The following is a 19,215-nucleotide window of genomic DNA, read 5'->3' as shown; positions in this document are numbered from 1 at the left end:
GCCCCGTCCTGTCCCGTACATCCCCGGCCTGCCCGCCACCTGGTACATCCCGTACGTCCTGCACGCACGCCCCTGCCCCGAACACCCCGATCCCCGGAGAGGAGAGGTGCGCCGATGACCTCCACGGTGCCCACAGCCGCACACGAGGAGCAGCCGTCCGCGGCGGAGTCCGCCCGCCCGCTGACGATGTCCGGCCCGGACTTCCCGTTCGCCTACGACGACCACCTCGCCCACCCGGCCGGTCTGGGATCCGTCCCCGCCACCGAGCACGGCACCGAGGTCGCGGTCATCGGCGGCGGGCTCTCCGGCATCGTCACCGCGTACGAGCTGATGAAGACCGGTCTGAGGCCCGTCGTCTACGAGGCCGACCAGATCGGCGGACGGCTGCGCACCGCCCGATTCGAGGGCTGCGAGGGCGAGTTGACCGCCGAGATGGGCGCCATGCGCTTCCCGCCGTCCTCCACCGCGCTCCAGCACTACATCGAGCTGACCGGTCTGGAGACCCGTCCGTTCCCCAACCCGCTGGCGCCCGCGACGCCGTCGACCGTCGTCGACCTCAAGGGCCGCTCGCACTACGCCCGTACGCTCGACGACCTGCCGCCGGAGTTCCACCGGGTCATGGACGCCTGGAACGCGTGCCTGGAGGACGGCGCCCAATTCTCCGCCATGCAGCGGGCGTTGCGGGAGCGCGATCTGCCGCGCGTGCGCGAGATCTGGTCGCGCCTGGTGGAACGCCTGGACAACCAGACCTTCTACGGCTTCCTGTGCGACGCGGAGTCCTTCTCCTCCTTCCGGCACCGCGAGATGTTCGGCCAGGTCGGCTTCGGCACCGGCGGCTGGGACACCGACTTCCCCAACTCCATCCTGGAGATCCTCCGCGTCGTCTACACCGGCGCGGACGACGACCACCGCAGCATCGTGGGCGGCAGCCAGCAACTCCCGCTGCGCCTCTGGGAGTCGGAGCCGGACAAGCTCGTGCACTGGCCGCGCGGCACCTCGCTCGCCTCGCTCCACGAGGGGCGCACGCACCGTCCCGCCGTGACACGGCTGCGCCGCACCGCGGGCAACCGCATCACCGTCACCGACGCCGCCGGGGACATCCGCACCTACCGCGCCGCCGTGTTCACGGCGCAGTCGTGGATGCTGCTGAGCACGATCGACTGCGACGACGCGCTGCTGCCGATCGACCACTGGACGGCGGTGGAGCGCACCCACTACATGGAGTCCTCCAAGCTGTTCGTGCCGGTGGACCGCCCGTTCTGGCTGGACGAGGCCGTCGACGACGGCGGCCGGCCGACCGGCCGGGACGCGATGAGCATGACGCTCACCGACCGGATGACGCGGGGCACCTATCTGCTGGACGACGGCCCGGACCGGCCCGCCGTGATCTGCCTCTCGTACACATGGTGCGACGACAGCCTCAAGTGGCTGCCGCTGGACGCCTCCCAGCGCATGGAGGTGATGCTGAAGTCGCTCGGGGAGATCTATCCGAAGGTCGACATCCGCAGCCACATCATCGGCAGCCCCGTGACGGTCTCCTGGGAGAACGAGCCGTACTTCATGGGCGCGTTCAAGGCCAACCTCCCCGGCCACTACCGCTACCAGCGGCGGCTGTTCACCCACTTCATGCAGGACGGCCTGCCCGAGGACAAGCGCGGACTCTTCCTCGCCGGCGACGACATCTCCTGGACGGCGGGCTGGGCCGAGGGCGCGGTGCAGACGGCGCTCAACGCGGTGTGGGGCGTGCTGCACCACCTCGGCGGCGGCACCGACCCGTCCAACCCGGGCCCCGGCGACGTCTTCGACGAGATCGCGCCGGTGCTGCTGCCGGAGGACTGAGGAGCAGGCCAGGCGGGCCGAGCGCGCGGGCCCGCGGGGAGCGCATCCCCGCGGGCCCGTCGCATACGGGAGCCGGAACGGTGCCGGGCGAGGGCGGCCCGGCGCCGCCGTCACATGCCCGCGTCGCGGACCGCCGTGTGCACCTCCCGTGCGGCGTCCAGGAGTTCACCCGCGTCGTGCGTGCTGTTCTGGAAGTCGAGGATCGCCTCGTCGACGCCCGCGGCGACCCCCTCGGCCAGGTCCTCGACGATCTGCTCGACGCTGCCCTGGTGGGCCGGGCGCTCGCCGTCCAGCGGCTTGGCCGTCACGTTCACACCGCACCGCAGCACCACCGACAGGGAGTCCGGGTCGCGCCCGGCGGCCTCGGCCAGCTCGCGCATCCTGGCGCGGTTACGGGCCACCACGGAGGGCGGTGTGAACGACGGCGCCCAGCCGTCCGCGCGGCGCACGACGCGCTCCAGGGTGCGGGTGTTGCTCGCGGCCAGCAGCACCGGCACCCGGCCCGAGGACGGCTTGGGCCCCACGTCGGAGGGCGTGAAGCGCGTACGCGAGCCCTCGTACTCCGAGAGCCCCGGGCTCCACACCTGCTCGCACACGTCGAGCGTCTCCTCCAGCAGCGCGCCACGCCGTGCGAAGTCCGCGTCCGCGGCGCCGTATTCGTCCCGCGACCAGCCGGTGCCCAGCCCGGCCACCACACGGCCGCCGCTCGCCACGCTCAACGTGCCCAGCGCGCGGGCGAGTTCGAACGGCGCGTGCAGCGGTGCGACCAGAACGGACGTGCCCAGGCGCACCCGTTCGGTCACGGCGCCGGCCTGCGAGAGCGTCACCAGCGGATCGGCGATGTGCCGGAAGGACTCCGGCCAGGGCCGTCCCTCGATGCCGTACATGCCGTCGACGGGGTCCTCCGGCACGAGGGTGCGCTCGAAGACCCACAGACTGTCGAATCCGTGCGCCTCGGCCTCGCGTGCCACCGCCGTCACGTCCCGGCCCGGCGTGTAGTGCCTCATCTGCGGCAGTCCCAGGCCCAGTCGCAGCGTCATGTCTCCTCCGTACCGCTCGCCTCCGGATAAGAACCTCACGCCCAGGAAGACTGCCCCCTTCTGCTCCGGCGACCCCTCCCGGCCCTTCCCGTCACCGTGCGCCTCCCGCGCGTCGGTTCCCGCCTCTTCCGGTACGGCGCGGACGGCACGGCCGGGGCACGGCCCCGCGGGTCAGCCCCAGGCCAGCGGCGTGAGCAGACAGCGGCCCGCCATTCCCACGCTCGCGTCCAGCCCCTCGGTGAACTCCTCGGCCAGCTCCGGCAGTTGCCGCAGACCCCACAGGGTGCGGAAGGCCATCCAGGCACCGGAGCGCGCCATCCGCAGACTCCACGAGCCCACCAGATGCGTCAGGGGGTCGGCGACGTCCAGCAGGTCGGGCCCCGGCATCAACTCCTCGCGGACGCGTTCCTCCAGCAGCGTCAGCAGATCGCCGACCCTCTCGAAGTCGCCCTCCAGGTCGGCCGGTTCGGCCCGCCGTGCCCGGCAGGTGGCCAGCAGCGCCAGCGGCAGATCGTGCCCCACATGGGCGTTGATCCCCGCCAGGGCGAACTGGAGCGGACGTACGTGGGGATGGCGGCGGAACTGGAAGAGCGGACGCCAGCAGGCGGGCGTCGGGGCACCCGCGTGCTGTGCCCGTACCGCCGCGAGATAGCGCCCCGCGAAGCGCGCACCCAGCTCCTCGGCCGCGCGGGGATCGCCGAACCAGCCGGTCTCCAGGCGCCGTTGGAGCTCCTGCGTCACCGAGAGATAGACGCGGTTGAAGACGGCGACCCCGTCGCCCTGCGGCAGCCCGTCGCCGATGCCGCGCATGCCGTGCACGACGTCGCGCAGCGCTCCGGAGGGATGCGGCAGCGGCGGCCGTACCGCGGCGGGGCCGCCGCGCGGATGTACTGGTTCGGCTGACGTCATGCGGGCAGCGTGGCAGCCGTGGTGGCGCGAGGTGGCGAGCCCGGCCCGTGGGGCGCCCGGACGGAGGACACGGGGAACGGACGTGGCACGCACGCATGGACGGCCGACGGCCGGACGGCTCCGACTCCCGTACCCGCGCCCACGGTTGCCCCTCGGGGCGCCCAACCGGCCTGCGGCCTGCGGCGGTTGGCGCGCCGCATCCGGGCAGCGGCCCCGGGCAGCGGCTTCCGGCAGCGGCCCGTGTCCGTCAGCCCGTGTCCGTCAGGAGGTCTCGGAGGCGGAGGCCGTGCCGCTTGCCGTGCCGCTCCCCGTACCGCCGCTCCCGGGCCCGGCGGCGGTCTCCTCGCGTACGTCCCCGCGCAGGGCCGCCTCCTCGTCCGCGCCGCCGCTCTTCCGTACGGACTCGGCCCCGGAGGGCACCGAGGTGCGCGGCTCGGGCCGCAGCACTCCCGCCCCCACCACCAGCCCGAAGAGCAGCACGGTGATCATCCCGAACGACACGGACAGCGAGGTGACTTCGGCTATCCAGCCCACCGCCGCCGGTGCGGCCAGTCCCGACGCGTACGCGAGCGTGGCGACGCCCGCGATCTCCTGCCCGGGGGACGCCGACGGGATACGCCCGGCCGCCGCGAAGCACAGCGGCACCACGACCGCGACCCCGATCCCGATGAGCGCGAAGCCCGCGATCGCCGGGGCGGGGGAGCGGGCGACCACCACCAGCGCGGCACCGGCCGCCGCCAGCAGACCGCTGGCCCGTACCGTCCGCACCGCGCCCAGCCGCCGTACCACCGCGTCGCCCAGCAGCCGGGCGACGGCCATGGTGCAGGCGAAGGCCGTGAACGCCGAGGCGGCCAGGCCCCGGTCGGCGTCCGTCACATCGCGCAGATAGATGCCGGACCAGTCCATCGAGGCGCCCTCGGCGAAGACCGCGAAGAAGCCCATGAGGCCGACGGTGAGCGCGGCGCGGCTCGGCAGGGCGAACCGCGGCGGCGCCTCCGCCGGCGCGTGCGGGTCCCCGTCCCCTTCCCCGTCCCCGGACGTCGCCGCCGTGGACTGCTCCGGGACGTCCAGCGTCCAGCGGCAGGCGATCAGCGCCGTGAGGGCCATCGCCGGTGCGACCAGGCCGAGATGGAGCCGTCCGTCCCCTCCGGCGTGCGCCACGAGCGCGCCGCCCGCGCCGCCCAGCAGCGTCCCCACGCTCCACATGCCGTGCAGCCCCGACATCACCGAACGCCCGTAGCGCTCCTCGATCTGCACCCCGTGCGCGTTCATCGAGACGTCCATCAGGCCGAGACCGCAGCCGTAGACGAAGAGGACCGGGCACAGCCACACCAGGGACGGCGCCAGCGCCGGCAGCGCGAGCAGCGCGCAGCACAGCAGCGAGACCCCCGCCAGCGCACGGCGCGGACCGTAGCGGTGCGCGAAGCGGGCCGCGAGCGGCATCGCCGCGGAGGCGCCCAGGGTGAGGAAGACCAGCGCCAACCCCAGCCAGCCGTGGCGGAGTTGGAGGTGCTCACGGATCCACGGGATGGCCGTCGCGAAGCTGCCGCTCACCCCGCCCTGCACGGCGAAGATGACGGAGATCGCGATCCGGGCCCGCCGGGTGGCGCCGTCGACGGCGGTCTGCTGCATGTACTGGGACCCTCCGGGCTGGGCGTCGGCGTGCGTGTGTGATCTTCCACGGCGCTTCGCGGTGTGTTCCGCGTCGGCGGGCGTGGGTCGGGTGAGGTGGGGTGTGGGGTGGGCGCGGAGGGCGTTCCGCGCGGGTGTCGTCCGTGCCGTTCTGCTGCTTCCGCTTCGTCCGCGCCGGTCTCCGCACGCTGTTCCTCGTGGGATCTCCGCGTCCGTCCGGCGTCCGCGCGCACGCTCCCGGCGCACGCGATCCGGGACACTGTACGAGGACGCACCCGGCCCCGAACAAGGGGTTTTCGCAAGGCGGTTGCAAAGGGCTGAAAGCTTGCGCACACCCTCACCGCTGCTACGTACACGCACTGTGAGTGAGCCCACAGGACCCGCGGGCGTCGTCGGTACGGGCCCGTGGCAGACTGAGGGACGTACCAGTGACGTCAGCGCACTCCGGGGTCGGTGAAAGTCCGAACCGGCGGTTACAGTCCGCGACCCGGTCGCCTCCAGCGGCCGGTTGACCAGGTGGAATTCCTGGACCGACGGTGAAAGTCCGGATGGGAGGCAGTGCGCGGCGGGCCGAGACCGGTACACCGCCCCGACCGGCGGCCGCCGACGTGCCCCACGTACGGCGCCCCCGTCTCCCGGCGGTGCCCCGGCCGCCGTCGGCCCGTACACATCCCGCAGCGCCCCGGAGTCCGTGCCCGAAGAGGCAGGAGAGACCCGGTGGCCACCGACGCAGCCGCAGCGCCCGTACCGCCCGCCGAACCGGCCGAGCGGGCCGCCATGCGCCGCGCCGTCGAACTCTCCGCCCGCGGACTGGGATCCACCAGCCCCAACCCCGTCGTGGGCTGCGTCGTCCTCAGCGCCGAGGGCTATCCCGTCGGCGAGGGCTGGCACCAGCGGGCCGGCGGCCCGCACGCCGAGATCCACGCCCTGGCCGAGGCGGGCGACGACGCACGCGGCGGCACCGCCGTCGTCACCCTCGAACCGTGCGACCGCACCGGCCGTACGGGCCCCTGCACGGCGGCCCTCCTCGACGCCGGCATCGCCCGCGTCGTCTACGCCGTGCCGGACCCCTCCGCTCCGGGCGGCGCGCGGCGGCTCGCCGACTCGGGCGTCGACGTCGTACAGGGACTGCTGGCCGACGAGGCCGCGGCCGGNCCAGCCGCTGCGCGTGGTCGCCGACACCGAGGCCACGGCCGTACGGCCCGGAGCACGCGTCCTCGACGGCAGCGCGCCGACGCTCGTCGCCGTCGCCCGGGACGCGGACGCGGGCGAACTCGAGGGCGCCGCCGAGCTGTTGCGGCTGCCCCGCGCCCAGGACGGCCTGCCCGGGCTGGACGTGGCCGCACTGCTGGCCGAGCTGTANCTCCTGGGGGAGCTGTACGCACGCGAGGTGCGCTCGGTGCTCCTGGAAGGCGGCCCGACGCTGGCCGGGTCCTTCGTACGGGCCGGGGCCGTCGACGAGGTCATCGGCTATGTCGCGCCAGTGCTGCTGGGGGCCGGGCCGGCTGCGCTCGGCGACGCCGGAATCGCCACCATCGCCCAGGCGTTGCGGCTGAAGGTGAGCGAGACCGTACGCGTCGGCACCGATGTGCGGGTCACCGCCGTGCCCGAGGAGTCCGTACGTGCCGGGGCCGTACGGAGCGGGGCGGCCGGCGCCGCCGCGACGGCCGCACCGGCGGCCTCCACCGCGTCCCCCGCGGCCGCCACGGGCGGCCCGTCCGCTGCGTCCGCTCCCTCCGCCCCGTCCACCACCGCCACCGAGGAGTCCTGAAGTGTTCACCGGAATCGTCGAAGAACTCGGCGAGGTCGTCGCCGTGGAGGAACTGCCCGGCGCCGCCCGCTTCCGTCTGCGCGGTCCCGTCGTCACCGACGGCGTGCGGCACGGCGACTCGATCGCCGTGAACGGCGTCTGCCTCACCGTCGTCGAGGCGTCCGGCGGGGAGTTCACCGCGGACGTCATCGGCGAGACCCTCGCCCGCTCCAGCCTCGGCGCCCTGACCGCCGGCTCCCGCGTCAACCTGGAGCGGCCCATGGTGCTGGGCGGCAGGCTCGACGGGCACCTCGTACAGGGCCACGTCGACGGCACCGGCACGATCGAGTCGCGCACGGAGGACGGCACCGTACGTGTCGTCCTTCCACGGGACCTGGCCAAGTACGTGGTGGAGAAGGGCTCCATCACCGTCGACGGCGTCAGCCTCACCGTGGTCGAGGCCGGGGACGCGCACTTCACCGTCAGCCTGATCCCCACGACGCTGGAGCTGACGACGCTCGGCGTCAAGCAGACCGGGGACCCGGTCAACCTCGAAGTGGACGTCCTGGCCAAGTACGTGGAGCGGCTGCTCACCCACGGCGGGGCGCGCGGCGCGGCGGACGCCGGTCCGTACGCCGTCGCCGCGGGGAACGCGACGGATGCCGCCGCGCCGTCCGCGACGAAGGAAGCCCTCCGGTGAGCCCCCTCGCGCTGCTGGAGGACGAAGCGTTCACGGCCTTCGGCCAGCACGTCATCCTGGCCGACCTGATCGGCAACGTCATCGGCCTGGCCGCTCTCGCGCTGGGCTGGCGCCGCTCGGTGCTGACCTGGCCGGCCCAGCTTCTGGCCGGTGTCGTCCTCGTCGCCGCGTACTACTCGGCGCAGCTCGCGGGCGGCGTCGGCAAGCAGCTCCTGGTCATCGTCGTCGCGCTGTGGGGGTGGCGGCAGTGGCGCCGCGGCGACCGCACCGCCGAGGACGGCGCCGTCAGCGTCCGCTTCGCGAGCGCACGGGAGCGCGGGGTGCTGCTGGCCGGTACGGCGCTGGGCACCCTCGCCGTCGGGTCCCTCTTCACACTCGTTCCGGAACTGTCCTGGAACCCCTGGCCGGACGCGTACATCTTCGTCGGCACCCTCGCGGCGATGGCGGCGCAGGCGCGCGGGCTCGTGGAGTTCTGGTTCGCCTGGCTGCTGGTCGACGTCGTCGGCGTCCCGCTGGCCTTCAGCAGCGGGCTGCCCTTCTCCGGCCTCGTCTACGTCGTCTATCTCGGCCTCGTGCTGTGGGGGATGCGCAGTTGGTGGCTGAAGACCCGCATGAGCACCGCGGAGACACCCGCGTCCCGGGACTCCGCCGTCGAAGGAGCACGTCCATGAAGGGGCCCGGCAGCGTCGCCGGGTCGCCGCACGGCACAACAGGCCCTGGTTCGGGCCGAATCGAGGAGGCGCACGCATGAGCGCAGCCACCGCCACCGGCCGGTACGCGGACGGGGAGGCAACCGCCGCCGCCGAGCGCGGCCCGGAGGACTTCGCCCTCGACCCGGTCGAGCGGGCGATAGCCGACGTCGCCGCCGGGCGTCCCGTGGTCGTCGTCGACGACGCGGACCGGGAGAACGAGGGCGATCTGATCGTCGCCGCCGAGCGGATCACGCCGGAGATCGTCGCCTTCATGATGAGCGAGTGCCGCGGTCTGATCTGCACGCCCATGGACGGCGCCGACCTCGACCGGCTCGGACTGCCGCAGATGGTCGAGGAGAACTCCGAGGCCATGAGCACCGCCTTCACGGTCTCCGTGGACGCCGCCCCGTGCCACGGCGTGACCACCGGCATCTCCGCCGCCGACCGCGCAACGACCATCCGGCTGCTGGCCGATCCGGACGCCGGGCCCGGCGACTTCGTACGGCCCGGGCACGCCTTTCCGCTGCGGGCCAGGCCCGGCGGCGTCCTCGCACGCGCCGGGCACACCGAGGCCGGGGTGGATCTGGCGCGGCTGGCGGGGCTGCGGCCCGCGGCGGCCATCGTCGAGATCGCGGGGGAGGACGGCGCGATGCTGCGCCTGCCCGAACTGCTGCCCTTCGCCCGTAAGCACGGTCTCGCGGTGATCTCCATCGAGGACCTCATCGCCCACCGCGAGGCGGCGGACCGCGCCGACGACCCCGCCGACGACCCCGCCTCCGCCTCCGACTCCGCTTCGGATTCCGCGTCCGTTTCTGCTTCCGCTTCGGGGCCCTCGGCCGTGCACGCCCGTGACGAGAGCGGGTCCGTGCCCGTGCCCGCCGCGCTGCCCGGCGAGCCCGCCGTACGCCGCGAGGCCGCGACCCGACTGCCCACGCGGCACGGCGAGTTCCGCGCGTACGGCTACCGCTCCACCGGCGACGGCGTCGAGCACATCGCCCTGGTCGCCGGCGACCTCACCGGGCCCGGCGCGGAGGACGTGCTGGTGCGCGTCCACTCCGAGTGCCTGACCGGCGACGTCTTCGGATCGCTGCGCTGCGACTGCGGCGTCCAACTCGACGCCTCCCTCGCACGAGTTCAGGAGGAGGGCCGCGGCGTGGTGGTCTATCTGCGCGGGCACGAGGGCCGCGGCATCGGGCTGCTGTCCAAGCTGCGCGCGTACGAACTCCAGGAGCACGGCCGCGACACCCTCGACGCCAACCTCGAACTGGGGCTGCCCGCCGACGCCCGCGACTACGGGGCCGCGGCCCAGATGCTCGCCGACCTCGGGGTGCGTTCGCTGCGGCTGCTGACCAACAACCCGGAGAAGTCCGAGGCGTTGACGCGGCACGGGCTGCGCGTGACCGAGCGTGTGCCGATGCCGGTGGCGGCGGGCGAGCACAACCTCCGCTATCTGCGCACCAAGCGCGACCGCATGGGCCACGAACTGCCGTGGCTGGAGGCGCCGGACGCCTCACCCTGCGGCAGCCAGTGACCCGCCCCTCCCGTACCTCCACCGGGACGAGACCCGACGAGACAGACCCGACTCACCCGACAGACCCGACAGACCCCACCGACCCAACGAGCGAGGAGCGAACGACGTGAGCGGCAAGGGCGCCCCGGAAGTGTCCGTCGAGAAGTGCGGCGATCTGCGTGTGGCGGTGGTCGCCGCCCAGTGGCACGAGACCGTGATGGACGGGCTCGTGGACGGCGCGCTGCGCGCCGCCCGGGAGGCGGGCACGGGCGAACCGACGCTGCTGCGCGTCCCCGGCAGCTTCGAACTGCCCGTCGCAGTCGCGGCGTTGGCCCGCAAGGGGTACGACGCGGTGGTCGCGCTCGGCGTCGTCGTACGCGGCGGCACCCCGCACTTCGACTACGTCTGCCAGGGCGTGACGCAGGGCCTGACGCAGGTCGCGGTGGAGACCGGCGTCCCGGTCGGCTTCGGCGTCCTCACCTGTGACGACGAGGCACAGGCGCTCGACCGTGCCGGACTCCCGGGCTCCGCCGAGGACAAGGGCCACGAGGCCACGACGGCCGCCGTGGCCACCGCCGTCGCGCTGCGCTCGCTCTCCTGAGCTGCCCGACCCTGGCGCGGGAGGTCCGCGGGGCGCCACGTAGAGTGGGGAACACCATGGCGAACAAGACATTCGAGGAGCTCTTCGCCGAGCTCCAGCGCAAGGCCGCCGAGGGCGACCCCATCACCTCGCGCACGGCCGAACTGGCCGCGCAGGGCGTGCACTCCATCGGCAAGAAGGTCGTCGAGGAGGCCGCCGAGGTGTGGATGGCCGCCGAGTACGAGGGCGCCGAGCGCACCGCCGAGGAGATCTCGCAGCTCCTCTACCATCTCCAGGTCATGATGATCGCCCGCGGTGTCTCGCTCGAGGACGTATACGCTCATCTCTGAGCCGCGCGTTCCCCTCCGCGGGGTGCCGTGGTCCGTTCCGGATGTGGCTCCGGATCCGGTTCCGGGACGTGGACTCCACGCGGTCCGCCCGCCGGAGCCCCCGCCTCCGGGCGCCCCTCGCCGACTCCGATCCGATCTGTTCGCCGTCTCTCCCCGTACCCGCTGTCGCAAAGGAAGCACGCCCCATGCTGCGCATCGCCGTCCCCAACAAGGGTTCACTCTCCGACCCTGCGGCGGAGATGCTCCATGAGGCCGGTTACCGGCAGCGCAAGGACAGGCGCGAACTCGTCCTCACCGACGCCGAGAACGAGGTCGAGTTCTTCTTTCTCCGTCCCCGCGACATCGCCGTCTACGTGGGCTCCGGCAAGCTCGACCTCGGCATCACCGGACGCGATCTGCTGCTGGACTCCGGCGCGAAGGCGCAGGAGATCCTCCAACTGGGCTTCGCCGGCTCGACGTTCCGCTACGCCACGCGTCCCGGCACCGCACGGGACGTCACCGAGTTCGGCGGCATGACCGTCGCCACGTCCTTCTCGGGCATCGTCAGCAAGCACCTCGCCGACCACGGAGTCGAGGCTTCCGTCGTGCACCTGGACGGCGCCGTGGAGACGGCGATCCAGCTCGGCGTCGCCGACGTCGTCGCGGACGTCGTCGAGACGGGCAGCACGCTGCGCAACGCCGGGCTGGAGATCATCAGCGAGCCGATCCTGCACTCCGAGGCCGTCGTCGTACGCGGCACGGACGCCGACGGCGACGACCCGAAGGTCCGCCAGTTCCTGCGCCGGATGCAGGGCGTCCTCGTCGCCCGCCGCTACGTGATGATGGACTACGACATCCGCGCCGAACACCTGGAACAGGCCGTCGGCCTCACGCCCGGCCTGGAGTCGCCGACCGTCTCCCCGCTGCACGACCAGGGCTGGGTCGCCGTACGGTCGATGGTGCGCACGAAGGAGGCGCAGCGGATCATGGACGACCTCTACGAGCTGGGCGCCCGCGCCATCCTCACCACCGGTATCCACGCCTGCCGTCTGTGAACCGCCCGCCACGGGCGGCCCGTCCGGCCGCCGTGCGTCCCGAAGGAGGCTCCGGATGACCGAACTGCCCGCTCTGCCCGTCACGTTCCGCCCCGGCCGCACACGCGCCGTCCTGATCACGGTCGGCGTCGCGGTGTGCGCGGTGCTGACAGTGATCGCGCTGACGCTGCCGGCGGTGAGTGCGGGGGAGCGGCTCAGCTTCGTCGTCACGGGGCTGCTCTTCCTCGGCGTACTGCTGCTGCTGTCGCGTCCGCATGCGACCGCCGACGAGGACGGAGTCACCGTCGTCAACCTGACGACCAAGCGGCGCCTCGAATGGGCGGAAGTGCTGCACGTCCATCTCCGCCAGGGCGACCCCTGGGTCAGCCTCGATCTGGCCGACGGCACCAGCCTGCCCGTCATGGGCATCCAGCCGGGCATCGCGAAGGAGCGGGCCGTGGCCGACGCGAAGGCGCTGCGGGCGCTCGCCGAGCACCGCGGCACCGGGGAGACGGTGCGCTGATGCGCTGAGACCCCTCTACATCGCGGCTCTCGTCGCGCCGGCCCGTCGCCGTACTCTTGCGGCGCCTCGCCGTCGCGCCGGCGTACGCCGCCACCGAGCCGCCGTGCGGGCCGTGTTCCGTCCCGGCGCCGCGGCGGCGGACACCCACCGCCGCCGGTCCGTCACGGGCCGCTTCCGGCACCCCCAACGGAATCAACTCCTCCGTCGGCTGCCTCTGCCGCTGCCGCCGCGGACGTGTTTACTCTGGTCCGACGGCGGCCCCCGCGGCCCCGTCCGCAACCACCCCCTACCCGAGGAGTGACCCCCGTCAGAGATGGACGGATCGTCCGGTAGTACCTGCGCTGTGTCCCCCAGGCGAACCGGGGGAGACACAGCATGACCCTTTCACTCGCACTCCTCGCCGCGGCGTTCGTGCTGATCCTCGCCAACGGGTTCTTCGTCGCCGCCGAGTTCGGCCTCGTCACCGTCGAACGCCCCGAGGCCGAACGGGCCGCCGCCGAGGGCGACCGCCGCGCCCGCGCCGTCACCGCGGCCCTGCGCGAACTCTCCTTCCAGCTCTCCGGCACCCAGCTCGGCATCACCCTCACCTCCCTCGTCGTCGGCATGCTCTGCGAGCCCGCGCTGGCGCGTCTGCTGAGCCCGCCGCTGACGGCCACCGGGCTGCCCGCGGGCGCCGTGCCGGGACTGGCCGTCACCGTCGGCATGCTGGTGGCCTCCGCCGTGCAGATGGTCATCGGCGAACTCGTCCCGAAGAACTGGGCGGTCTCCCGGCCGCTGGCCGTCGCCCGGTTCGTGGCCGGGCCGCAGCGGCTGTTCTCCGCCGCGTTCCGTCCCGTCATCACGCTGCTCAACGCGTGGGCGAACCGCATCGTGCGCGCCCTGGGCATCGAGCCCGCGGAGGAGCTGGCCTCGGCCCGCACACCCGGCGAACTCGTCTCCCTCGCACGGCACTCGGCACGCGCCGGCGCCATCGAACAGGACACCGCGGACCTGTTCGTACGGACGCTCTCGCTCGCGGGCCTCACCGCGCAGCATGTGATGACGCCGCGGGTGCGCGTGAGCGCGCTGCAGAGCGGCGCCACCGCGGAGGACGTCGTCAACCTCACCCGGGCCACGGGACTTTCGCGCTTCCCCGTCTACCGTGACCGGCTCGACGACATCACCGGCACGGCACACCTCAAGGACGCCCTCGCGGTGCCCGCTCCGGAGCGCCTGCGCACCCCCGTCGACGACATCGCCGCGCCCGCGCTGCTCGTCCCGGAGACGCTGCCCGTGCAGCCGCTGCTGGAGCGGCTGCGCAGGGAGGCGCCCATCGCCGTCGTCGTCGACGAGTACGGGGGCACCGCGGGCGTCGTCACACTGGAGGACATCGTCGAGGAGCTCGTCGGCGAGGTACGCGACGAGCACGACGGCGACGACCCGCCCGAACTCGCCCCCGGCGCACCCGACTCCGAAGGCCGCCCCGCCTGGGAGGCCGACGGCGGATGCCGCGTCGACGTGCTGCGCCGCATCGGCCTCGACGCCCCGGAGGGCCCGTACGAGACGGTCGCCGGCCTCGTCGCCGACCGCCTCGGGCGCATCCCCGCCCCCGGCGACACCGCGTATCTGCCGGGCGGGCCGGGAAGTCCCGGATGGCATCTGCGTGTTCGCCTCGTCGACCACCACCGCGCCGAGCGGGTGCGGATCGTACGGGCCGAGGAGAGCGGGCGGACGGCGGCACAGCAGCCGCCGCCGGCGCAGCCTGTTCAGGAGGGTCCGCCGCCTCAGCGGCCCCGACACCCCATGGAACGCCCCCGACTTCAGCACGCACACCAGGACCAGGCACCGCCGCAGCGTGCCGTCACCGCCGAGGGGAGCCGGCGATGAGCGCTCTGCAACTCCTCTTCGCGGCACTGCTGGTACTCGCCAACGGATTCTTCGTGGGCGCCGAGTTCGCGCTGGTCTCCGTACGGCGCAGCCAGATCGAGCCGCTCGCCGCGGCCGGTTCGGCACGGGCACGGCGGGTGCTGAAGGGTCTGGAGAACCTGCCGCAGATGATGGCGGCGGCCCAATTCGGCATCACGGTCTGCTCGTTGACGCTCGGCGCGGTCGCGGAGCCGACCATCGCACATCTGCTGGAGCCGCTCTTCGACCTGGCGCGGCTGCCCGAGGCGCTGGTCCATCCCGTCGGCTACGTCGTGGCGCTGGGCGTCGTCGTCGCCTGCCATCTCGTCATCGGCGAGATGGTGCCGAAGAACCTGGCGATGGCCGCGCCGGAGCGCACCGCCCTGTGGCTGAGCCCGGCCCTCGTCGCCTTCGCGCGGCTGTGCCGCCCGGTCACCGCGGGCCTGGGAAGCTGCTCGAAGGTCGTGCTGCGGCTCTTCCACGTCGAGCCGAAGGACGAGGTCGAGGCGGTCTTCACCAGCGAACAGCTCACCGGGCTGCTCGCCGACTCACGCCAGGCCGGGCTGCTCGACCACGAGGAGCACGAACGCCTCTCCGACGCCCTCGAACTCGGCTCCCGCCCGGTGACGGACGTCCTGCTGGCCCGCGGCTCGCTGGTGACGGTCGGGCCCGGCGTCACACCCCGCCAGGTCGAGGAACTCACCGTGCGCACCGGCTACTCGCGCTTCCCCATCTGCGCCGCCGACGGCGCCTTCATGGGCTATCTCCATGTGAAGGACATACTCGACCTGACCGAGGACGAGGCCGAGCACGACCGTGCCGTACCGCAGCATCTGTGGCGCTCCATGACGACGCTCCGCGCCGAACTGCCCCTGGACGACGCCCTCGCCGCGATGCGCGGCGCCGCCTCGCACCTCGCGGCCGTCGCGGACGCGGGAGGGCGGGTGCTGGGCCTGGCGGCGCTGGAGGACGTGCTGGAGATGCTCGTCGGCGAAGTGCACGACCCGGCCCATGAGTCGGCGGGGGCGCCGCCGAAGCAGCGCGGACGGGACGGAGCCGGGGACGGCGGAGGGGACTCCGCGGACGCGAACGGTGCGGCCGAAGCGACCGACACGATCGATTCCGCCAACTCCGCGGCGCTGTCCGGCACTTCGGACGGCTCCGGCACGTCCGGGTCCTCCGCCGAAGGCTCCGTCAGGACAGCGGGGGCGGCGGGTCCGGACGCGGACCGTCCGGGCCTCGCCCGGAGAGCACCTCACCGTACGCCTGCATGAGGTCCGGCAGCCGCAGCGTCGCCAGGTCCTCCCGCGTGGGGGTGCCCGGATAGCCGGAGAGGCGCAGATCGCGGTAGGCGCAGCTCTTCTCGTACAGGGTGCGCAGGAAGCGGCCGTTGCCCAACTCGTCGACCCAGCCCTGGTCGACGACGTGGCCGCTGATGCTGCGCAGCTCCTCCAGGCTCTCCTCGTCCCACACGTCGCCGTTCTCGCCGGCCAGCACCTCACCGATCGCCGTCAGCTCCAGCGGGCGATAGCTGGGGAAGTCCACGCGGGTGGTGAAGCGTGAGGAGAGGCCCGGGTTGGCGGCCAGCAGGCGGTCCATGCCCTCGCGGTAGCCGGCGAGGATCACCACGAGCTGGTCGCGGTTGTCCTCCGCGCGCTTGAGCAGCACCTGAAGGGCCTCGTCGCCGTACGCGTCGCCCTTGCTGTAGCCGGAGTTGGACAGGGCGTACGCCTCGTCGACGAAGAGCACGCCGCCCAGCGCGGAGTCGATCAGCTCGTTGGCCTTCACGGCCGTCTGGCCGAGGAACTCGCCCACGAGATCGGCCCGTTGGGCCTCCACGAGGTGGTCGCCGCCCAAGAGTCCCAGCGCGTAGAACGCGCGGCCGAGTATGCGTGCCACCGTCGTCTTGCCGGTGCCGGACGGCCCCGAGAAGACGAAGTGCCGCTTCGGCGGCTGCACCGGAAGCCCCTGCGCCGCGCGCAGCCGCGCCATGTGCAACTGCGCCGAGAGGGCCCGCACTTGGCGTTTGACCGGCTCCAGGCCGACCATCCGCTCCAGTTCGTCCAGCGCCTGGGCGAGCAGCACCGGGTCCGAGGGGCCGGTCAGCACCCGGTCGGCGGCCGACGCTCCGGTGTGCGGCACCATCCGGTCGCGTACGGCGTCGGAGTCGACGCGTACGGGCTCCGCCGGGTCGCCGGTGTCCTCCAGGCGCAGCGCGTCCGCACCGGGGTCGATCTCCGGGTCGGCGCTCTCGGCCGGGTCGGGGACGCCGGGGACGCCCAGACCGTCGAGACCGCCGGGGGAGGGCGAACCGCCGCCCGCACCCGTGCCGTTGCCGGGGCCGCCGTCACCGGCGGACGCCTCGGCCGCGGCCTGCTCGGCCGTCTCCAGACCGCCGTCGAACGGGCCGTCCAGGCCCGCCGTACCGTCCTGCGCCGCGCGTCCCCCGGCGCCCGTGTCGGAGCTGGCGAAGGTCATGGCGGTGGCCAGATCGCCGGAGTCGCCCAGCCCGTCGCCCTCGGCGATGGTCGTCAGCCGCGCCGCGGTGTCCATGAACGCCGGGTCGATGCGGTGCACCGCGCGGTAGAGGGGGAGCGCCGCGGCGCTGCGGCCGGTGCCCTCGCGGGCCCGCGCCAGCCAGTAGCGCAGCTCCTTGCGCTGCGGCTGCTCGCTGCGGCAGCGCATCAGGGCGGCGGACAGCAGCGGTTCGGCCTGTCCGTACATCTCCAGCCGTACGCGCGCCATGCCCGCGAACAGTCCCGCCTCTATGCCCAACAGGGTGTCGTCGACGAGCGGTTCGGTGTGCGCGACGAGACGCTCCCAGTCCTTGGCGAGATACGCGCGGCACGCGTGCAGGAAGCGCACCTGCGGATCGGTCTCCACGGGAGGGCAGTCCGCCAACGCCCTGTCCAGCTCGGCGACATGGCGTCCGTCCAGCCAGTGCGAGGCGTGCGCCAGCAGCAGATCGCGCTCGCTCTCCAGCACGGGCTGGACCCACCAGCCCAGCCAGTACCAGGAGTTGAGGTGGCGGCCGTGCCGGGAGCGCTGCTCACCGAAGCGGTCGCGGTTGTGGTACATGCGCAGCAGGGCCGTCGCGGTGTCGGCGCGCAGCGCGTGCAGTCCGAGCCAGCCGTCGGCCATGCCGGGGTCGAGCCGTACGGCCGCGTGGAACTCCTCCTCGGCCTGGGCGTACTGACCCACGGTGTAGGCGTCCACGCCCCGCAGCCAGGCCAGGTCGGCAGGGGTGTGCAGATGCGGGCCGCCCTGCGTGCCGTAATCCATCACGTCCCCCACGAAACGTCCCCCGTCATCCGCCGACGGCCCGCCCGCTCCATCCTCCGGGGGCCCTGCGCCCCGGAGGTCCGGCGCCGGGCAGCCGGATGAGTGGTGGGACGAACGTCCGTACTCCGGGCGGGATTTGAGGCTCGTTGACCGTGGTTTGCCCGATGTCCCGCCGCCCTACGCATCGTACCTGCGAGGGCTTCGCGGCCGAAGGGCGCTGTACACGGGGGCGGGAGAGGCTCCGGGGCGGAGAGCGGCCGTCGCGGCACGGTTCAACGGCCGTCACACACGGTGAACGAGGGCACGGGCTGCGTCGCGGGGGAGCGGAGGCAGACAGAACGAAGCCCCCGATCACGGGGGAACAACCGGGGGCTTCGCGTCTGCGGCGACCTGTACAGACCGCCTGTTGGAAAAGTAATTCCTGTGAGGCGCCCGGGTCAAGCGGCCCCGGCGAACCGTGTGCGTAAGGGGCACCACACCACCCCAACGAGTCACCCAGCGTGAGGAGTTGGGACTGTCAGCGGTCTCCCGCAGGTCCCGTGCGCACCTGGAATCCCAGCTCTCCCTGACGCACCAGGTAATTCGCAGAAGAATGCGAGGGGTCCTCCGCGAAATGTGCCGTCTCGGCTCCCGTCCAGCGCTCCCAGAATTCCGCGAGGTCTTCGCCGTCGCGCTCGCGGCCACGGCGCCAGGCGTCCCGCGCCGCCATGTCCACCCACAGCACGCACGCCAGCCACGGGCGCAGCGCGCGCCGTCCCGCGCCGACACCCTCGATCAGCACCACGGGCGCGGGCGGCAGCGTCTTCGTCGCGCCGGGCTCGCGGGGGAAGGCGGCACGGTGCCAGTCGTACGGCGCGTAGCGGGCGGTGCGGCCGTGCGCGAGGGGCGTGAGCACCTGGTCCGTCAGCCGCTGCGTCCAGTCGAAGAAGGCGTCGTGGGAGGCGAGGTCGTCCAGGTGCAGCACCGGGACGCCGCCGAGTTCCCCGGCCAGCGCGGCGGCGAAGGTCGTCTTGCCCGACCCGGCGTGCCCGTCCACCGCGACGAGCCGTACGGGACCGCAGGACGGCGGCAGCGCGCGCAGCACGGGGACGAGCGTGGCGGGAGCGACGGGCCGGTCGCCCGACGGTTCACCGGACGCGGCGCCCGACGCGGCACGGGACCGGGGGACGCCGGAAGCAGAAGCAGGGGAGCGCATCGCGGGTAGGGAACAAGCGGGGGAACCGGAAGCGCCGGGACAGCGGTCGGACCTGGACACCCCACCAGCCTAGGGTCGCTCCCGTACCCTGCCCACGGCTCCCCGTGCCACAGGTCCACTCCAATATCGGTGTGTGCGCCGGGGCCCGACTGCTGGCCCGTGGGGCGCCCGAGCGGGGATAGTGGCACCCTGACGCGCACCTGCCGCATGGGAACCGAGGTTGAGGAATCGATGGCCATGAACAGCAGACCCACCACGCGCCGCACCGTCCTGGCCGCCGCCGTCGCCACGGCCGCCGTCGCGGCCGCTTCGCCCG

Annotated in this window: 15 protein-coding genes, 1 pseudogene and 1 riboswitch; of the genes and pseudogenes, 11 read left to right on the top strand and 5 right to left on the bottom strand. The window is 73.3% G+C overall.

Annotated elements, in window-relative coordinates:
• Window positions 1-114: 114 nt before the first annotated feature.
• Window positions 115-1,839, top strand: coding sequence for a flavin monoamine oxidase family protein (locus tag AN218_RS07785; protein WP_070016030.1), 1,725 nt, complete (start codon window positions 115-117; stop codon window positions 1,837-1,839).
• A 110-nt stretch (window positions 1,840-1,949) separates the two neighbouring features.
• On the opposite strand, the gene AN218_RS07780 is transcribed toward AN218_RS07785, so the two are convergent.
• The 3 genes from AN218_RS07780 to AN218_RS07770 all read right to left on the bottom strand — a co-directional run bounded on the left by AN218_RS07780 (window position 1,950) and on the right by AN218_RS07770 (window position 5,420).
• The gene (locus AN218_RS07780) at window positions 1,950-2,879 is read right to left on the bottom strand and encodes an LLM class F420-dependent oxidoreductase (RefSeq protein WP_070016029.1); all 930 of its coding nucleotides are present in this window, start codon (window positions 2,877-2,879) and stop codon (window positions 1,950-1,952) included.
• A gap of 171 nt (window positions 2,880-3,050) precedes the next feature.
• Entirely contained in the window at window positions 3,051-3,788 is a 738-nt protein-coding gene (locus AN218_RS07775; RefSeq protein WP_275936962.1) for a DUF5995 family protein, read from the bottom strand.
• Between the two features lie 261 nt (window positions 3,789-4,049).
• On the bottom strand, window positions 4,050-5,420 hold the full coding sequence (locus AN218_RS07770) for an MFS transporter (protein ID WP_079131915.1): 1,371 nt from the start codon (window positions 5,418-5,420) through the stop codon (window positions 4,050-4,052).
• A 435-nt stretch (window positions 5,421-5,855) separates the two neighbouring features.
• Window positions 5,856-5,986: riboswitch (FMN riboswitch) on the top strand.
• A gap of 211 nt (window positions 5,987-6,197) precedes the next feature.
• On the opposite strand from AN218_RS07770, the pseudogene AN218_RS34250 reads away from it, so the two are divergent.
• The 10 genes and pseudogenes from AN218_RS34250 to AN218_RS07720 form a co-directional block, all read left to right on the top strand.
• Window positions 6,198-7,044, top strand: a pseudogene (locus AN218_RS34250) (dihydrofolate reductase family protein); the annotation flags it as partial.
• A 148-nt stretch (window positions 7,045-7,192) separates the two neighbouring features.
• The gene (locus tag AN218_RS07760; RefSeq protein ID WP_070016027.1) at window positions 7,193-7,870 is read left to right on the top strand and encodes a riboflavin synthase; all 678 of its coding nucleotides are present in this window, start codon (window positions 7,193-7,195) and stop codon (window positions 7,868-7,870) included.
• Window positions 7,867-8,541: a nicotinamide mononucleotide transporter family protein gene (locus tag AN218_RS07755; protein ID WP_070016026.1), complete on the top strand. Its 675-nt coding sequence runs from the start codon at window positions 7,867-7,869 to the stop codon at window positions 8,539-8,541. Before AN218_RS07760 ends, AN218_RS07755 begins: the two co-directional genes overlap by 4 nt.
• Before the next feature lie 76 nt (window positions 8,542-8,617).
• A complete protein-coding gene (locus tag AN218_RS07750) occupies window positions 8,618-10,093 on the top strand; it encodes a bifunctional 3,4-dihydroxy-2-butanone-4-phosphate synthase/GTP cyclohydrolase II (RefSeq protein WP_070016025.1) in 1,476 nt (491 codons plus the stop codon).
• A gap of 106 nt (window positions 10,094-10,199) precedes the next feature.
• Complete coding sequence (ribH, locus tag AN218_RS07745; protein WP_070016024.1) at window positions 10,200-10,673, top strand: 6,7-dimethyl-8-ribityllumazine synthase; 474 nt, start codon at window positions 10,200-10,202, stop codon at window positions 10,671-10,673.
• A 56-nt stretch (window positions 10,674-10,729) separates the two neighbouring features.
• Window positions 10,730-11,002, top strand: coding sequence for a phosphoribosyl-ATP diphosphatase (locus AN218_RS07740; protein WP_070016023.1), 273 nt, complete (start codon window positions 10,730-10,732; stop codon window positions 11,000-11,002).
• 185 nt (window positions 11,003-11,187) lie between these two features.
• Complete coding sequence (gene hisG / locus AN218_RS07735) at window positions 11,188-12,036, top strand: ATP phosphoribosyltransferase (RefSeq protein ID WP_070016022.1); 849 nt, start codon at window positions 11,188-11,190, stop codon at window positions 12,034-12,036.
• A 55-nt stretch (window positions 12,037-12,091) separates the two neighbouring features.
• Window positions 12,092-12,538, top strand: a complete 447-nt coding sequence (locus AN218_RS07730; RefSeq protein ID WP_070016021.1) for a PH domain-containing protein — start codon at window positions 12,092-12,094, stop codon at window positions 12,536-12,538.
• Window positions 12,539-12,913: 375 nt separating this feature from the next.
• Window positions 12,914-14,404: a hemolysin family protein gene (locus AN218_RS07725; RefSeq protein WP_079131914.1), complete on the top strand. Its 1,491-nt coding sequence runs from the start codon at window positions 12,914-12,916 to the stop codon at window positions 14,402-14,404.
• The gene (locus AN218_RS07720; RefSeq protein WP_070016020.1) at window positions 14,401-15,696 is read left to right on the top strand and encodes a hemolysin family protein; all 1,296 of its coding nucleotides are present in this window, start codon (window positions 14,401-14,403) and stop codon (window positions 15,694-15,696) included. Before AN218_RS07725 ends, AN218_RS07720 begins: the two co-directional genes overlap by 4 nt.
• Here AN218_RS07720 and AN218_RS07715 read toward each other — a convergent pair.
• Both AN218_RS07715 and AN218_RS07710 read right to left on the bottom strand, forming a co-directional pair.
• Window positions 15,617-17,704, bottom strand: a complete 2,088-nt coding sequence (locus AN218_RS07715) for an AAA family ATPase (protein WP_244900336.1) — start codon at window positions 17,702-17,704, stop codon at window positions 15,617-15,619. The genes AN218_RS07720 and AN218_RS07715 overlap by 80 nt on opposite strands.
• A gap of 517 nt (window positions 17,705-18,221) precedes the next feature.
• Window positions 18,222-18,899, bottom strand: coding sequence for a uridine kinase family protein (locus AN218_RS07710; RefSeq protein WP_244900335.1), 678 nt, complete (start codon window positions 18,897-18,899; stop codon window positions 18,222-18,224).
• Between the last annotated feature and the right edge of the window lie 316 nt (window positions 18,900-19,215).

The organism is Streptomyces nanshensis (assembly GCF_001751255.1).
GTDB lineage: Bacteria > Actinomycetota > Actinomycetes > Streptomycetales > Streptomycetaceae > Streptomyces > Streptomyces nanshensis_A.
Note: the sequence above shows the minus strand (reverse complement) of the source record. Positions and strands in the feature narration are given on the sequence as shown.

What these genes read in the sequence shown, in the direction of transcription:
- AN218_RS07785 (WP_070016030.1), top strand. Translation starts at nt 115, where the DNA reads ATGACCTCCACGGTGCCCACAGCCGCACACGAGGAGCAGCCGTCCGCG.
- AN218_RS07780 (WP_070016029.1), bottom strand. Translation starts at nt 2,879, where the DNA reads ATGACGCTGCGACTGGGCCTGGGACTGCCGCAGATGAGGCACTACACG.
- AN218_RS07775 (WP_275936962.1), bottom strand. Translation starts at nt 3,788, where the DNA reads ATGACGTCAGCCGAACCAGTACATCCGCGCGGCGGCCCCGCCGCGGTA.
- AN218_RS07770 (WP_079131915.1), bottom strand. Translation starts at nt 5,420, where the DNA reads ATGCAGCAGACCGCCGTCGACGGCGCCACCCGGCGGGCCCGGATCGCG.
- AN218_RS07750 (WP_070016025.1), top strand. Translation starts at nt 8,618, where the DNA reads ATGAGCGCAGCCACCGCCACCGGCCGGTACGCGGACGGGGAGGCAACC.
- AN218_RS07740 (WP_070016023.1), top strand. Translation starts at nt 10,730, where the DNA reads ATGGCGAACAAGACATTCGAGGAGCTCTTCGCCGAGCTCCAGCGCAAG.
- hisG (WP_070016022.1), top strand. Translation starts at nt 11,188, where the DNA reads ATGCTGCGCATCGCCGTCCCCAACAAGGGTTCACTCTCCGACCCTGCG.
- AN218_RS07730 (WP_070016021.1), top strand. Translation starts at nt 12,092, where the DNA reads ATGACCGAACTGCCCGCTCTGCCCGTCACGTTCCGCCCCGGCCGCACA.
- AN218_RS07725 (WP_079131914.1), top strand. Translation starts at nt 12,914, where the DNA reads ATGACCCTTTCACTCGCACTCCTCGCCGCGGCGTTCGTGCTGATCCTC.
- AN218_RS07720 (WP_070016020.1), top strand. Translation starts at nt 14,401, where the DNA reads ATGAGCGCTCTGCAACTCCTCTTCGCGGCACTGCTGGTACTCGCCAAC.
- AN218_RS07715 (WP_244900336.1), bottom strand. Translation starts at nt 17,704, where the DNA reads ATGGATTACGGCACGCAGGGCGGCCCGCATCTGCACACCCCTGCCGAC.
- AN218_RS07710 (WP_244900335.1), bottom strand. Translation starts at nt 18,899, where the DNA reads ATGCGCTCCCCTGCTTCTGCTTCCGGCGTCCCCCGGTCCCGTGCCGCG.